Annotated in this window: 12 protein-coding genes; 1 reads left to right on the top strand and 11 read right to left on the bottom strand. The window is 35.1% G+C overall.

The annotated features are described in order from the left end of the window. Window positions 1-97: 97 nt before the first annotated feature. From DET63_RS05255 to DET63_RS05275, 5 genes are all read right to left on the bottom strand, one after another. Window positions 98-1,804, bottom strand: a complete 1,707-nt coding sequence (locus DET63_RS05255) for a peptide ABC transporter substrate-binding protein (protein WP_016092063.1) — start codon at window positions 1,802-1,804, stop codon at window positions 98-100. A 441-nt stretch (window positions 1,805-2,245) separates the two neighbouring features. Continuing rightward, window positions 2,246-3,961, bottom strand: coding sequence for a peptide ABC transporter substrate-binding protein (locus tag DET63_RS05260; RefSeq protein WP_002146346.1), 1,716 nt, complete (start codon window positions 3,959-3,961; stop codon window positions 2,246-2,248). Window positions 3,962-4,245: 284 nt separating this feature from the next. After that, window positions 4,246-5,958: a peptide ABC transporter substrate-binding protein gene (locus DET63_RS05265; protein ID WP_113936072.1), complete on the bottom strand. Its 1,713-nt coding sequence runs from the start codon at window positions 5,956-5,958 to the stop codon at window positions 4,246-4,248. A gap of 357 nt (window positions 5,959-6,315) precedes the next feature. Next, window positions 6,316-7,122 carry an ABC transporter permease subunit gene (locus DET63_RS05270; protein WP_098168396.1) on the bottom strand — a complete coding sequence of 269 codons (807 nt, stop codon included), beginning with the start codon at window positions 7,120-7,122 and terminating at the stop codon, window positions 6,316-6,318. After that, entirely contained in the window at window positions 7,115-8,008 is an 894-nt protein-coding gene (locus tag DET63_RS05275; RefSeq protein WP_002014324.1) for an ABC transporter ATP-binding protein, read from the bottom strand. Before DET63_RS05275 ends, DET63_RS05270 begins: the two co-directional genes overlap by 8 nt. 164 nt (window positions 8,009-8,172) lie before the next feature. Between DET63_RS05275 and DET63_RS05280 the strand changes: the two genes are divergently transcribed. Then, window positions 8,173-8,766 carry a TetR/AcrR family transcriptional regulator gene (locus tag DET63_RS05280; RefSeq protein ID WP_113936073.1) on the top strand — a complete coding sequence of 198 codons (594 nt, stop codon included), beginning with the start codon at window positions 8,173-8,175 and terminating at the stop codon, window positions 8,764-8,766. 24 nt (window positions 8,767-8,790) lie between these two features. On the opposite strand, the gene DET63_RS05285 is transcribed toward DET63_RS05280, so the two are convergent. The 6 genes from DET63_RS05285 to DET63_RS05310 form a co-directional block, all read right to left on the bottom strand. Continuing rightward, complete coding sequence (locus tag DET63_RS05285) at window positions 8,791-9,822, bottom strand: oxidoreductase (protein ID WP_113936074.1); 1,032 nt, start codon at window positions 9,820-9,822, stop codon at window positions 8,791-8,793. Between the two features lie 292 nt (window positions 9,823-10,114). Beyond that, window positions 10,115-12,538, bottom strand: a complete 2,424-nt coding sequence (gene parC, locus DET63_RS05290; protein WP_002087770.1) for a DNA topoisomerase IV subunit A — start codon at window positions 12,536-12,538, stop codon at window positions 10,115-10,117. Between the two features lies 1 nt (window position 12,539). After that, window positions 12,540-14,504: a DNA topoisomerase IV subunit B gene (gene parE / locus DET63_RS05295; protein ID WP_002014314.1), complete on the bottom strand. Its 1,965-nt coding sequence runs from the start codon at window positions 14,502-14,504 to the stop codon at window positions 12,540-12,542. A 377-nt stretch (window positions 14,505-14,881) separates the two neighbouring features. Beyond that, window positions 14,882-15,295, bottom strand: coding sequence for a CoA-binding protein (locus DET63_RS05300; protein ID WP_016092071.1), 414 nt, complete (start codon window positions 15,293-15,295; stop codon window positions 14,882-14,884). A 79-nt stretch (window positions 15,296-15,374) separates the two neighbouring features. Continuing rightward, window positions 15,375-16,616: a S1C family serine protease gene (locus DET63_RS05305; protein ID WP_016092072.1), complete on the bottom strand. Its 1,242-nt coding sequence runs from the start codon at window positions 16,614-16,616 to the stop codon at window positions 15,375-15,377. A 203-nt stretch (window positions 16,617-16,819) separates the two neighbouring features. Further along, window positions 16,820-17,497 (bottom strand): response regulator transcription factor, encoded by a 678-nt coding sequence (locus DET63_RS05310; RefSeq protein ID WP_002087776.1) that lies wholly within the window; start codon window positions 17,495-17,497, stop codon window positions 16,820-16,822. Window positions 17,498-17,505: the final 8 nt, after the last annotated feature.

Raw genomic sequence — 17,505 nt, forward strand, 5'->3', positions numbered from 1 at the left:
TATAATACATATATTCATCCATAAAAAAATAGTGCACAGAAAAATAAGCATTTTCAAGTGCTATAATACCGCAACTTGAAAATGCTTTTTTCTTTTATTATTTCTCTTCTACATACGCCCATTTGAAACTATATTCCGGACTAATATTATGTTTCACAATTCCCTTTACATTTGGTTGCATAACATATGCTTTAGCACTTTGATATAAAGGTACAAGCGCTACATCTTCTTCAAGTAACAATTTCTCTGCCTTCCCTAACTCTGCCCAACGTTTTTTTGCATCAGCCATCCATTCTGTCTTACTTTTATCAATAATGTCATCATATTTTGAATTTGAGTAGCTCATTTGGTTCTGAGAATTCTTTGTTTCAAACATATCAAGGTACGTCATCGGATCCGCATAATCTGGATTCCAGCCACCATATGAGAAATCATAATCTTGATCTGATTCTAATTTTAGTTTTTGCTTAAATGGTTGAAGTTTAATATTTACTGTTACACCTTTTAGATTCTTTTCAATTTGATCTTTCACGTACTCCCCAACTTTTTTCGCATTACCAGTATCATAATTTAATAATTCAATTGTCACTTGATCTTTTCCAAGTTCTTTTTTCGCTTCTTCCCAAGCTGCTGCTGCCTTTTTGGAATCTTGTTTTAAACCATTCTTGAATGTTTCTGCGAAATCTTTACCGTCTGGTCCACTTGCTAAACCTTTTGCTACTAAGTAATCAACTGGTTTTGAACCATCATTTAAAATTACATTAGTTAAACCCTTCTTATCAACCGATAATGCAATTGCTTCACGTAATTTTTTGCTCTTTAACGGTGTATCTTGCCCACCACGTTTTTGATTTAGACGTAAGTAAAACGTACTTGTTTCCGAATATGCTCCAAACTCATCTTTTTTATTTCTATACTTATCAACGAATTCTCCAGATAAAAGTGCAAAATCAATTGCACCTGTATCATATAAATTCACCCTAGTAGCTGCTTCTTTTACTACACTATAATTAATTTCTTCTAATTTCACTGTCTTTTTATCCCAATACTGATCATTTTTCTTCAACTTCCAACCTTGCTCATGTTTCCAATCAGTAAGCACAAATGGACCGTTATAAACTGTTGTATCGGACTCTAAACCGTATTTCTTCCCTTTTTCTTTTACAAACTTTTCATTTAACGGATAGTATGATGCAAATGCCATTAAGTTCAAGAAATATGGTACCGGTCTGTCTAATTCAACTTCAAGCGTATAATCATCAACTGCTTTTACGCCTAACGTAGAAACTTCTGCTTTCCCTTGATTAATTGCTTCTGCATTTTTAAGATAGTAAGCAATAAATGCATACTCAGCAGCTGTTTGTGGATCTACTAGACGTTGCCATGCAAATACGAAATCTTTCGCCGTTACAGGATCACCGTTTGACCATTTTGCATCTTTACGTAATTTGAATGTATATTTTTTACCATCCTCGCTTTTTGTACTAGATTCTGCTACAGCTGGGATTGGCTTATTATCTTTATCAAGGCGATATAAACCTTCCATTGTATTCCCCAAAATTTGCGAGCCAAGTGTATCTGTATTTTTTGAAGTATCCATCGTCGGAATTTCATTCGTTTCTGTACGATTTAACACTTGCTTTGCCGCATATTTAATATCGGATTTCTTCTCTTCCCCACCATTATTAGACGTCGTAGTCGTTTTCTTTTCCCCACCGGAAGACCCAGAACATGCTGTTAACGCCATACTCATCGCTAATACTGGCGCTACAACCGCCGTGAACTTTTTCATCTTTTTCTTCATTCTTGTACCCTCCCCAATTATATGTACGCTACTAACTTTTAGAGATTTCTACCAACTTTATTTATCAGAAAATTCTTATTAATTAATATTCTACTATTTTTTTCAGTTTTGTAAAGTATTTTTAAGAACATTCTAAAAGTTTATTTTTTTATGATAGTAACTTGTTATTTTACTATTACTACTATATGAATTATCCCCCATCTACTATATGTAAACATACCTCCTCTTATTCTTCTCTATTACTAAGTTCTATATTTTTCTCATCAATATGAACTCTCTGCTATCATTTATCTATCCAATTGTTGAACTCTTTTCTAATTTCCTACAGTAGAATTTTAAAAGCAACCTCAACATTTCTCAAAATTTCCATGTGCCTTGTTCTCCTATTCATACAAAAAAGCATTTCAAAAGCAGCTTAGCCACTTTTAAAATGCCTCTATATTATTTTTTCCCGCCATCCTCAGTTACATACGCCCACTTAAAGCTATATTCTGGACTGATGTTATGTTTAACGACGCCTTTTACATTCGGTTTCATTACATATGATCTTCCTGTTTGATATAAAGGAACTAATCCTGCATCTTCTTCAAGGAATAATTTTTCTGCTTTTCCTAACGCTTCCCAACGCTTCTTCGGATCAGATAATAATTCATTACCTGCTTTTTGCACCATTTCATCGTATTTCGGATTCGAATAACTCATTTGGTTATATGGGCTCTTCGATTCAAACATATCAATAAATGTCATTGGATCCGCATAATCTGGGCTCCAGCCTGCATAAGAAATTTCATAATCTTGCGCTGACTCTAATTTTAATTTTTGTTTGAACGGCTGAATTTTCGTATTAATCGTTACACCTTTTAAATTTTTCTCAATTTGATCTTTAACATAATCAGCAATCTTTTTCGCAGTTCCATCATCATAGCTTAGTAATTCAATTGTAACTTGATCTTTTCCAAGTTCCTTTTTCGCTTCTTCCCATGCAGCTGCTGCTTTTTTCGTATCTTGTTTCAGACCATTTTTAAACGTATCTTGGTAATCTTTACCGTCAGGTCCTGTCGCAAGCCCTTTTGGAACCAATTGATCTGTTGCTTTTGATCCATTATTTAAAATAACGTTTGCTAAGCCCTTTTTATCAACTGATAAAGCAATTGCTTCACGCAGTTTTTTGCTCTTTAACGGTGTATCCTGTCCGTTACGCTTTTGATTTAAACGTAAGAAGAATGTACTTGATTCTGCATACTCACCGTACTCATCTTTATTCGATTTATATTTATCTACAAACTCTCCTGATAGTAGTGTGAAATCAATTGATCCTGTATCATATAAATTTACTTTTGTAGCCACTTCTTTTACAACGCTGTAATTAATTTCTTCTAATTTCACAGTCTTATTATCCCAATATTTATCATTTTTCTTCAACTGCCACCCTTGTTCATGTTTCCATGAAGACATAACGAATGGTCCGTTATACACCGTTGTATCTGCTTCTAAACCAAACTTATCTCCTTTTTCTTTTACAAACTTTTCATTTAATGGATAGTATGACGGGAATGCTAATAAGTTTAAGAAATATGGTACTGGTTTTTCTAATTCTACTTCAAGTGTATAATCATCTACCGCTTTTGCACCTAATTCCGTTGCAGGTTTTTCACCTTTATTAATTGCCTCTGCATTTTTAATATAGTAGGCAATAAACGCATATTCTGCAGCTGTATTTTTATCAAGTAAGCGCTGCCATCCGTATACGAAATCTTTCGCTGTTACAGGGTCTCCATTGGACCATTTCGCATCTTTACGCAGTTTAAACGTATATTTTTTACCATCTTCGCTTTTCGTACTTGATTCTGCAGCAGCTGGAATAGGCTTATTATCTTTATCAAGACGATATAATCCTTCCATCGTGTTCCCTAAAATTTGTGCCCCTAACGTATCAGTAGATTTAGAAGTGTCCATCGTCGGAATTTCTTGATTTTCCGTACGATTCAATACTTGCTTCGCTGCATATTTAATATCAGATTTTTTTTCTTCCCCACTATTAGATGTAGTAGTCGTTTTCTTCTCTCCACCTGACCCAGAGCACGCTGTCAATGCAACGCTCATCGCTAAAACTGGTACTACAACTGCTGTTAACTTTTTCATCTTTTTTCTCTTCATTTTTATACCCTCCCCAATTATATGTACAATACCAACCCTTGAGAGACCCCTTGCTAAGGATTTACTTTTCAGAAAATTATAACTAATATTATTCTACTCTATTTTCTGTGTTTGTAAATAGTTTTATTTTAAATATTCAGATTTTTTCTTCGTAATTTAGTATGATTTATCCCTCATCTACTGTATTTACATACTATACCCCTTATTCTTCTCTATTTAATTACACTAAAAAAAGCATTCCAAAAGTAGATTAGCCACTTTTGCAATGCCTTTTTTAAATTCTATTATTTCCCGTCTTTCTCGGTTACATAAGCCCATTTAAAGCTATACTCTGGACTGATGTTATGGTGAACAACGTCTTTTACATTCGATTTTTGAACGTAAGCATCACCACGTTGGTATAGAGGTACAAGCGCTACATCTTGCTCAATAAGTAGTTTTTCTGCTTTTCCTAACTCTTCCCAACGTTTCTTCGCATCACCCATTAATTCTCCGCCAGCCTTCTTAATCATTTCATCATATTTCGGATCAGAGAAGCTCATTTGGTTATGAGAATGCTTAGACTGGAACATATCTAAGAATGTCATTGGATCTGCGTAGTCAGGTCCCCAACCAGCATATGATAAATCATAATCTTGCTCTGTTTCTAACTTCAGTTTTTGTTTGAATGGTTGAAGTTTAATGGTAACTGTTACACCTTTTAAATTTTTCTCAATTTGATCTTTAACATATTCCCCAACTTTTTTCGCATTACCTGTATCATAGTTTAATAGTTCAATTGTAACTTGGTCTTTACCAAGTTCTTTTTTCGCTTCTTCCCATGCAGCAGCTGCTTTTTTCGCATCTGGCTTGATACCATTTTTAAATGTTTCTTGGAAGTCCTTACCGTCTGGTCCAGTTGCTAATCCCTTTGGTACTAAGAAGTCCGCAGGTTTAGATCCATCATTTAAAATAACACTTGCTAAATTTTTCTTATCGATTGAAAGTGCAATTGCTTCACGTAATTTTTGACTCTTTAATGGTGTATCTTGTCCACCACGTTGTTGATTCATACGTAAGAAGTACGTACTTACTTGTGAGTATGTTCCAAACTCATCTTTATTATTTCTATACTTATCAACAAATTCTCCTGATAAAAGTGCAGAATCAACTGCACCTGTATCATATAGGTTTACCTTTGTAGCTACTTCTTTTACTACACTGTAATTAATTTCATCTAATTTTACAGTCTTTTTATCCCAATATTGATCATTTTTCTTTAGTTTCCAGCCTTGTTCATGTTTCCAATCAGTAAGAACGAATGGTCCGTTATAAACTGTTGTATCAGATTCTAAACCGTATTTATCGCCTTTTTCTTTTACGAATTTTTCATTTAATGGGTAGTACGATGGGAATGCAACTAGATTTAAGAAGTATGGTACTGCTTGTTCTAATTCAACTTCAAGCGTAAGGTCATCTACTGCTTTTACACCTAATGTAGATACTTCTGCTTTCCCTTGGTTAACTGCTTCTGCATTTTTAATTGGGAATGCGATAAACGCATACTCAGCAGTTGTTTTTGGATCTAATAGACGTTGCCATGCAAATACGAAATCTTTTGCTGTTACAGGATCACCATTTGACCATTTTGCATCTTTACGTAGTTTAAATGTATATTTTTTACCATCCTCACTCTTCGTGCTTGATTCTGCTGCAGCTGGGATTGGTTTGTTATCTTTATCTAATCGATATAAACCTTCCATCGTGTTCCCTAAAATTTGAGAACCTAATGTATCTGTATTTTTAGAAGTATCCATTGTTGGAATTTCATTTGTCTCTGTTCGATTTAATACTTGTTTCGCTGCTAATTTTTCCCCTGACTTGCTATCTCCACTTGAGCTAGAATTTGTACTTGTCTTCTTATCTCCACCTGATGTAGAACATGCTGTTAATGCCATGCTCATTGCTAAAACCGGTACTACAACTGCTGTTAGTTTTTTCATTTTTTTCTTTTTCATTTTCTGTACCCTCCCTAATTCTAAACGATATCTATTTAAGAATTTTCTGATAATTCTGTTTTTCTTTATATATTTATCAGACGATTCTTACTACTTCTTATTCTACTAATTTTTTAAAATTTGTAAAGTATTATTATTAAAAATTTTTAAAAAATTATTTTCTTACAGTAATATTCATGAAAATTCTATATAGTTTTTCAACATCATTTTTCCTCGTTACATATACACTATTTTAATAGTGTATATTATGTTTTTTAATAAACATACTGTAGATTATCGTTAATAAATAATGTATATTCTAGAAATCTTTTTCCTACAAAAACGAAAAAAGCCCACTTTCTCAGTGGACTTTCTAATTTACAACGGTAAATCCCTCTTCCTAAACACTACAATTGCTACTATGAAGATACAAAGCGCTCCAGCAGTTAAGCCTATACTTACTGGCCATATATTATATGTTCCTTCAGCAATTTCTTTCGGACGAAACAATGTAAATAAAGATATATTTCTCATCCACTCTAACTTATCACTTAATTTCCCTACCATATCTAATACGAAAAATAAGATTGTTAAACTGGCTGAGTAGCTAAGTGCCTTTCTTTCATCATTACATATACAAGAAAAGAAAAATGAATAGGCACTAACTACTAAAAATATAAGCCCTCCAACTACATTTATTTTCAAAAATAATTCTTTATTTAAGTTATTATCTTTTAAAAACCAATCTGCACCTAATATACCAGCTACATAAGTAACAATTACAATTATTAGTAGCCCCAATATGAGAACAGTAGCTTGTGTAATTGCAATTTGCACCCTGGATACAGGTGTTGCTAATAAATATGCCATCGCCCCTTTATCTACATGACGAGCAATTAAATGCGTTGCAACCGTGACGCAAAAAATTGTTAAAATGATAATGAACAACAGGCTATAATATTCACCAGCTAAAAAATCCATTACATTTTGAATTGGGCTTTCCATTCCAACGATTTTTTTTACACTATCAGGCATGGCACTTATTAATTCATTTAAGCCTTTCGCTGATACCATCGATGGGAATATCCAAATTAATAGCCATAAATAAAGAGCTGCACCAGTCGCATAACTCAAAATACTTTTTTGTGTTTCTTTCAAACTAGCTAAAAATAATTGTTTATTCATGCTTTATCCCTTCTTTCTTATCGTAATAATGCATAAATAAATGTTCTAAATCCATTGCTCTTGTTTGAAGTGCAGTTACATTATATTTTGAAAGTATTTGTAAAACAGTTTGATAGTTTCCTTGTACAATAATTGATGCTGTTTTCCCTTTCACAGCCTCGAATTGTAAATTTGATTGTGTAAGTGACTCAATTTCTTCTTGCGCTGATACTGTTACATCTATCACCTGTCGTCTCATTTCTTGTAAATCATGAATATTTTCAACTGTTACAAGGCAACCATCTTTAATAATCGCTACTCTGTCACAAGTTCTCTCAATTTCAGTGAAAATATGCGATGACATAAGAATCGTTTTCCCTCTTTGCTTTTCTTCTAATATTAAATCTATAAATATTTGCTGCATAAGTGGATCGAGTCCTGATGTCGGTTCATCTAAAATTAGCACTTCTGGATCATGCATAAATGCCGCAACTATACCTACTTTTTGTTTCATTCCTTTAGACATTTTTCGAATTGGTGTTTTCACATCGAATTGCAGACGCTCTATCAAGTCATCACGTCTCTTCGTTTCCTTTAACCCACGCATTCCTTGCATCAAATTTAAAAATTCTAATCCATTCATTCCTTCAATAAAAGAAATTTCTCCTGGTAAATAGCCAACTTCTCTTTGAATTTTCGCAGCATCTTCCCAACAATCTAATCCGAAAATTGTCGCTTTACCAGCCGTCGGTTTTATAAATCCCATTAAATTACGAATCGTTGTTGATTTCCCAGCACCATTTGGTCCTAAGTAGCCAAAAACTTCCCCTTCTTTCACTTCAAATGTAATATCAAACAAGCCTTTTCCATTTGAAAACTGTTTTGTGACATTTTGAACTGAAATCATAAGCCCACCTCATTTTTTGAAATATTTAATGTATGATATTTCAAAATTATTGTACTCCTCATCTTTCATATTCGCAACAACTTTTTGAAATATTTATATGTCCATATTTCAAAAATATTGTTTTCAATTATTTTTTCTTGTATATTTTAAATGAGGTGATTGCTTTGAACGGCTTTGAAAAAGTGAAAGAAAAGAAAAAACGTGCCATTAAAGATGCGGCCTTTAAATTATTTTCAGAACGTGGATTTAATGAAGTGAAAATAGAACATATTGCAAAAAAAGCAAACGTTTCTCAAGTTACAATTTATAATCATTTTGGAAGTAAAGATGCGTTATTTAGGGAGCTCATACAAGAATTTATAATATCTGAATTTCAATATTATAAAGATCTTGCAGAAGAAAACTTACCTTTTCATGATATGATGCAAAAAATGATTGTAAGAAAAATGAATACTGGTGGGTTATTTCAGCCAGATATGTTACTACAAATGATGCAAAGGGATGAAGAGCTCCGAGAGTTTATTTATAGTTATCAAAACGAAAAAATCCTGCCTTGGTATTTAGAAATACTAGAACAAGCACAGCGCAAAAATGAAATTAATCCTCATCTTTCAAAAGAAATGATGTTACTGTACATTCAAATGTTCACTAAATTAGGTGATGATTTCGGGTCACAGCTTCTTGAAGGAGATCGAGAAAAACATATACAAGATATAGTTACGATGTTCTTTTACGGATTTTCTGTTCCGCAAAAATAAAAAAGACACAGAATCGTGTCTTTTTTATTTTACCGAAATGACTCTACCCGTTTCACTACTTTCAATCGCTAATTGAATAAGTCGAATAACTTCTAAGCCTTCTTGTGCTGTTACAGGTGGTTTCTCACCATTTACAATACTATCTCTTACACCTTTATAATACATGTCATAGCAGCCGACTTCTGTTGGAATACGCTCTAAGCTTTCTTCTGTTTCTAAAGTAGCAAAATTCTCTTCAGGGTCTGCTCCATAACCATTATCTCCCGGCTTCATTCCAGTCTTTAATTGTTCTTCCTGTGAATCCATACCATACTTCACGATAGAACCTTTATCTCCATGCAGTGTAAAATGTGGTCCAGCTTGTTTCACATAACTGCTACTATGTAAAATGACACGCTTTACTCCGTAGTGAAGTACAACATGGAAGTAGTCATCAATTTCTGCACCTGGTCGTTGCTTTATTACATCAGCATGTATCGCATCTGGTTTCCCAAATAATGATAATGCTTGATCAATTAAATGTGAGCCTAAATCATATAAAATTCCTGATCCCGGTAAATTCTTTTCTCTCCAGCGATCACGTACATGTGGGCGGAAACGATCGAAATGCGCTTCATATGCGTATACATTCCCTATTCTTTTTTCTTCTAACAATTTCTTTATCGTTAAGAAATCATTATCCAAACGGCGATTATGATACACACTTAAAACGACATTATGTTGCTTCGCTAATGAAATAAGTTCTTCTCCTTCTTCAATTGAAACAACGAATGGTTTTTCCACAACAACATGCTTGCCGTGTACAATTGCTTCTTTTACATATGGAAAATGGGTTGTATTCGGCGAAGTAATAACCACTAAGTCAATATCAGCTCGGTTTACTAATTCATCAATTGTACCAACAACTTCAGCATTTGGTAATGCTTGTTTCACTACTTCTTCTTTTGATGATAAAATAGCACGAATATCGTATTCTTCTATCGTTTGTAATAACGGGATGTGAAATGTTGTACTAGAAAATCCAAATCCTACAATCCCTACACCTATTTTTTTCATGTTGCCCCTCCATTTATCCCGCTATTTGCGGGCAGTAAGATTCCTACCTCAAAATTCAGCGAAAGCAAAGAAATTAGGTGAGGAATCAACTGCTCGTAAAAGCCCGATTGGTGAAAGCTAATAATCAGTGGGGGATGAAGAAAACCCCCACTGATTAAAGTTTCACTTTATGAGAACGATTTCATCTCATTATTATAACAAGATTATTTTTATATACATAACGTTTTGCTCATACATACCTTTTCATAACTAAAAACCTTGCTAGTTATACACTAGCAAGGTTTTTTCACATTTACTCTGTTCGTTTTTTTGTCCACGTTTCAATTACTTCACCAGTATCATTAACATCTAGTACTAAACTACCATTACTATACCGGTCTTTATTTCGAAACGCTTTCGGATCAATTTCTTCTACAATGTGTTTCTCTGTCTTCATGTAAACTAATTCATCATCTCGAACAATTTCAATACCGACAATGCGGTACGGATTACGTTTTAACTCTTTAAAAATTACAAGGCCTCGCTTCGCCCTCGTTGATTTCTCAATTTCCGATGCCTTTATACGTTTCACAGCACCTCGCTGCGTAACGAGAATAAGTTGATCTTTTTCACCATTTAACGGTTTACCAGAAGCAACATAGTCATCTTCTTTTAAATTAATTGCTTTCACACCAGCTGCTCTGACACCAACTGGACTTACTTCTTCTTCATTGAATACAAGTGCATATGCACCATGTGTTGCAAGAACAATATCACTTGTCCCATCTGTCGCAAATATATCAACAACTTCATCATCTTTTTTCAAGTTTACAGCAACGAATGCCCGTGAATAACGCTGCACTTTATATTGGTTTAATTCTGTTTTCTTAATCATACCGTTTCGTGTAACAAATACGATAAATCGTTTTTCTTCTTCAAAATTCGGTACGACTGTTGCCCAAATTAACGATTCATCTCGCTCGAGTGAAACAAGATTCGCAACGTGTTGACCTAAATCTTTCCAACGAATTTCTGGCATTTCATACACAGGAAGATAAATATAATTTCCTTTGTTCGTAAATAAAAGAACGGTTTCTGTCGTGTTTGTATCGAAACGCTCAAGTAAGATGTCACCCTCTTTCATACCGAAGTATTTCCCGTTCGATGCATTATGCGAACGCCAACCTGTTCGTTTCACATAGCCTTCTTTCGTTACAGTAACGATGACATCTTCTTGCGGAATCATAACTTCCACATCGATTTTAATTTCTTCAATTTCCTCTTCAATTATCGCACGGCGATTATCACTATATGTTTTCTTTACTCTCTTCAAATCTGTTTTAATAACTTGAAAAAGTCTTTTTTCACTTTGTAAAATTGACTGTAACTCTATAATTTTCTTACTAAGTTCCGCTGCTTCTTGCTCTAGCGCTGTAATATCTGTATTCGTTAAACGATATAATTGCAGTGAAACAATTGCTTCTGACTGCGCCTCTGTAAATCCAAATTTCGCACTTAAATTATCTTTCGCATTACGCTTATCTTTAGACCCACGGATCGTTTCAATCACTTCATCTAAAATTGATAATGCTTTCTTTAAACCTTCTACAATATGCTGACGATTTTCTGCTTTTCTTAATTCATATTGTGAGCGTCTTGTAACAACTTCTTTCTGATGTCCAATATATGCATCCAAAATCTTAGGTAATGTCATAAGTGTCGGACGACGATTATTTATCGCTACCATATTAAAGTTGTATGGAATTTGTAAATCTGTATTTTTATATAAATAATTTAAAATACCTTCAGCATTCGCTTCTTTTTTTAATTCTACAACGATACGAAGACCTGTACGATCTGTCTCATCACGTACTTCAGCAATTCCATCTAGCTTTTTATCTATACGTAATTCATCCATTTTCTTAACAAGATTCGCTTTATTTACTTCGTAAGGAATTTCTGTAATAACGATTTGTTGCTTCCCGCCACGAATCGTTTCAACCTCTGCTTTTCCGCGAATAATAATTTTCCCTTTACCTGTTTCATACGCTTTTTTAATGCCATCTATCCCTTGTATAATACCACCTGTAGGGAAATCTGGTCCTTTAATAACTGTTAACAAGTCATCCACAGAACTATTCGGTTGATCGATACGCATCATTGTAGCATCAATTACTTCTCCAAGATGATGTGGTGGAATTTCTGTTGCATAACCAGCGGAAATCCCTGTAGATCCGTTCACTAATAAGTTCGGGAACATTGCCGGTAATACAATAGGCTCTTCACTCGTATCATCAAAGTTTGACACGAATTCTACTGTTTCTTTATCAAGATCACGTAATAACTCAGATGCGATTGGTGATAAACGTGCTTCCGTATAACGCATTGCCGCTGCTGGATCCCCATCAACACTACCGTTATTTCCGTGCATTTCAACTAAAACATTACGTACTTTCCAAGTTTGACTTAAACGGACCATCGCCTCATATACAGAGGAATCACCATGTGGATGATAATTACCGATAACATTACCTACTGTTTTAGCTGATTTACGAAACGCTTTATCATGTACGTTTCCTTCTACATACATAGAATATAAAATACGTCTTTGTACCGGTTTTAAACCGTCACGCGCATCTGGAAGCGCGCGGTCTTGAATAATATATTTACTATAACGTGCAAAGCGGTCACCTAACACGTCTTCAAGCGGGAGATCATGAAACTTCTCTGCCTGCATGTTATTCCACCTCCGTCTCCATAATCATTTCATTTTCTAAAATATTTCCTTCTTCTTGCATACCAAATTGTACATTACGCTCAATCCATTTACGGCGAGGTTCTACTTTATCCCCCATCAACGTCGTAACTCGGCGCTCAGCTCTTGATGCATCGTCAATTTTCACACGTATTAACGTACGTGTTTCAGGGTTCATCGTTGTTTCCCATAATTGATCGGCATTCATTTCGCCAAGTCCTTTATAGCGCTGCAACATGTAGCCTTTACCGACCTTTTTCGTTACATCACCTAATTCTTCATCAGACCATGCATATTCAATTACTTCACTTTTCCCTTTTCCTTTACTTACTTTATATAAAGGTGGAAGTGCGATAAATACTTTACCAGCTTCAATAAGTGGTTTCATATAACGGTAGAAGAACGTCAGTAGTAACACTTGAATATGTGCTCCATCCGTATCTGCATCGGTCATAATAACAACTTTATCGTAGTTAATATCTTCAACAGCGAACTCATTCCCTACGCCGCCGCCAATTGCGTAAATAATCGTATTGATCTCTTCATTCTTAAAAATATCAGCAAGCTTTGCTTTTTCCGTGTTAATTACTTTACCACGTAATGGTAGTACCGCTTGGAAACGACGATCTCGCCCTTGCTTTGCTGAACCACCAGCCGAGTCACCCTCTACTAAATACAATTCGTTTTTCTGAGGATTACGTGATTGTGCAGGTGTTAACTTCCCGCTTAAAGTACCTTCTGATTTTTTCTTCTTCTTACCAGTACGCGCTTCTTCTCTCGCTTTACGAGCAGCCTCGCGTGCTTGTGCTGCTTTAATTGCCTTTCTCACAAGAAGTGTAGCTACATCCGGGTTTTCTTCTAAAAAGTAAGCTAAATGCTCAGATACAATTGCATCAATTGAAGAACGAGCTTCACTTGTACCTAGTTTCCCTTTCGTTTGCCCTTCAAACTGGAGTACGTCTTCTGGTACACGTACAGAAACAATCGAAGCTAATCCTTCTCGAATATCTGTACCCTCTAAATTTTTGTCTTTTTCTTTTAATAAAGAAACTTTACGAGCATACTCATTGAACACACGTGTCATTGCCGTTTTAAATCCAGCTTCGTGTGTACCACCGTCTTTTGTACGTACATTATTTACAAACGAAAGAATGTTTTCTGAGTAACCATCATTAAACTGAAACGCTAACTCTGCTTCAATTCCATTTTGCTCACCCGAGAAATATACAACTGGATGAATCGAATCTTTCTCTTCGTTTAAGTATGAAACGAAAGCCTCAATTCCTGTTTCATAATGAAACACATCTTCTAAATCATTACGTTCATCTTTTATCGAGATTTTCATTCCTTTTAATAAGAATGCAGATTCACGTAATCTCTCACATAATGTTTCATAATTATAATTTGTTGTGCTGAAAATAGTTGTATCTGGTTTGAAGTGCATCGTTGTACCAGACTCTTTCGTTTTCCCGATTTTCTCTAACGTCGTTGCAGGAGTACCACCATTTTCAAAGCGTTGTTCATAAATGCTACCATCTCGCTTAATCGTTACTACTAGCCATTCTGATAAGGCGTTTACAACTGATGCCCCAACACCGTGTAAACCACCACTCGTTTTATAGCCTCCTTGGCCAAACTTACCACCAGCATGAAGTACAGTTAAGATAACTTCAGGTGTCGGCTTTCCAAGCTTATGCATTCCCGTAGGCATTCCTCGCCCTTTATCAATTACGCTAATACTATTATCTTTATGTATTACGACAGAAATTTCGTCGCCAAATCCCGCTAATGCTTCATCAACGGAGTTATCTACTATTTCATATACTAAATGATGCAATCCACGGCTATCCGTACTCCCGATATACATACCCGGGCGTTTTCGAACGGCTTCAAGTCCTTCTAACACTTGAATTGCATCTTCATTATATTGGAACTGATGCTTCGCCAAACTCCTTGCCCCTTTCCTAATCAAATCAGAACATATGTTTCTATTATAGAATAACGCCTCGACTATAGTTTTGGCAAGTTATCTTATCTCTTTTATATACTATTTTCAATAGAAAAATCCTTGTTTTTTTCACAAGGATTCCTCTAGGCTACTATTTCAGAAAAATAATCGTTTGTCAACGAGAAATGGATATGTATTCCAACATTATACATTCCAAACCTTTATCATGATCCAAATGATCAATATCCAAAATGGGATAACAAGTAATAATCCCCAAAAACAGCCTTTAAAAAATCTCATGATGAACACCTCGTTCATCCGCCCTACTTATGTAAAAAGCGAGGGCTGAATCAATCTTTCTATCTTTAAAATCTATACTATTTTGTCATTACATGCTCTACTTTAATGCAACGATCCATTATTACTGTGTAGCCTTTTTCTTGTAAAAGTTTATATGTATCTTCATCTTGTACTCCTAATTGTGCCCAGAAAACATCTGCATCAATCTCTACAAACTCTTCCGCAACATCCTTTAAAAATTCTGAGCGACGAAACACATTTACAATATCAACATGTTCTTTAATATCCGTCAGTGAAGAAACCGCCTTTTCTCCGAGTACTTCATCTACTGTTGGATTTACTGGAATAATGCGGTACCCAGCATCTTGCATTGCTTTTGAAACCATATACGATGTGCGTTCTGGCTTATCTGATAATCCAACAACTGCAATCGTTTTACTTTTCTTTAATACTTCACCAATTTCCGTACGAGTTGGGTTTTCAATTGCCATAATTAATCCCTCCTATTCCTTTAGTATATCCGATAAAGAAAGTCTCTTTCAACATGAAAGAGACTTTCTTTTATTCCGATTATTGATTCTTAGTAGCTGAATTATCTGCTAACGTAGCTGATTTCGTCATTTTTTGACCATTGCGATAGAATGTAACTTCTACTTTCTCGCCTACTTTTTTCTTTTCATATAAATATTTACGGAATTGAAGTGAATTTTCTACTTTTTGATCATCTAACGCTACTACTATATCATATTGCTCTAAACCAGCTTTTTCCGCTGGTGATATTGGATAAATTTTACCTAATACAACTCCATTTGTTACTTCTTTTGGCACTTTTAATTGATTTACTGCATAAGCTTGCACATCTTCTAATGAAACGACACCGACTCCTAGTGCTGGACGTTTCACCACTCCATCTTTTTCAAGTGATTCAATAACTGGTTTTGCAATGTTAATTGGAATTGCAAAACCAATACCCTCTACTGATTGCTGAGCTATTTTACTTGAGTTAATACCGATTACCTCACCGTTTTGGTTAAATAGTGCACCACCACTGTTACCAGGGTTAATCGCTGCATCTGTTTGAATAACTTGTGCTTGCCAATCAGGACGTTTATCACCATCAATATCAACTGGAATTTCACGCTCTTTACTACTGATGATACCCTCCGTTACACTTCCATCAAATCCTAATGGATTACCGATTGCAATTGCTTTTTCACCCGCACGGATTTTACTGGAATCACCTAAACTTGCAACTTTATTCACATTAGATCCATCAATCTCTACAACAGCTAAGTCCAACCAAGGGTCCTTACCAACTAATTTTGCATCGACTTGCTTTCCATCGCTTAGTTTAACGGCAAGTTTATTTGCACCATCTACTACGTGGTTATTTGTTACGATATATGCTTTATTTCCTGCTTTTTTATAAATAACACCTGAGCCTGTACCAGCTGTTTGTTCTTGACCTGTCGGTTGCATCGCAAATGGATCAACACTTTGTTGCATATTAATCACACCTACAACAACATCCTTCGCGCCTTCGATCATTCCCGGTAAATCAGTTTCATTTTTCGCTTTATTTACAACTGGAACTACAGTTCCTTCTACTTGTTTATTAGAATTGAATGACGAAACAGCTGCATCATTATTTTGCACCCATGGCATGTACGGTGCTGCAAAACTAATCGAAACCGCCCCGACTACAGCTCCAACTAAACCTGTGAAAAAATATCCTTTTTTACTACCTGATTTTTTCACTTCTCTCGTTTCACTATGCTCTTCATTCAAATTCGGTCCGTCGTAATATCCCATGTTTTATTTCCCCTCCCTGGTGAATTCGTACTTTCAGTATAGTCACATTTTGTGTCCTTCTTGTGAACTCATCGTGAAATCCAATTAAAAAAATACTCCTATCTACCATTGTAGACAAGAAACGTATTTTTTGTACATTCCACCTACAAAGGAGAGTGTAAATTTGCTATATCCCAAAGCCGGGATGCATAGTAGCTTAAAGGTTATTCTTCGAATTTGTAACCTACTCGAATAACAGTGCCGATATGCTTCGCCTTATCTCCTAGCTTATTTCGCAGTTTTTTAATATGTGTATCAACTGTTCGGTCATCACCGTAGTAATCATATCCCCATAACTGATCTAATAAATGTTGACGTGACAACACAATTCCTTTGTTCTCCATTAAATAAACAAGAAGTTCAAACTCCTTATGTGTCAATATAATTTCTTCACCATCTACTAAAACTGTTCTAGATAGTCGATTCACTTCTATTCCAGCTAAAGACATAGTATTTTCTTCTGATACTCCTACTGCTCCATCCGCACGTTTCAATAACGTCTTTGCACGAGCTACTAACACTTTCGGACTAAAAGGTTTTGTTACATACTCATCTGCCCCTAGTTCAAAGCCTAGTAATGTATCATCCTCATCAGAACGTGCTGTCAGCATAATAATTGGTACCGCTGACTCTTTTCTAATTCGTCTACAAACAGACCAACCATCTATTTCTGGTAACATAATATCTAACATAATTAAATCAATTGTATGTTCAGCAAATAATTCTAGCGCTTTTTTTCCATCTTCCGCTTCGATTACTTCAAAGCCTTCATTACGAAAATAATCACTAACAATTTCACGTAATCTTCTTTCATCTTCAACAAGTAATACTGTTTTATTCATATAATCTA

The sequence above is a fragment of the Bacillus sp. DB-2 genome, from assembly GCF_003315125.1.
Lineage (GTDB): Bacteria > Bacillota > Bacilli > Bacillales > Bacillaceae_G > Bacillus_A > Bacillus_A mycoides.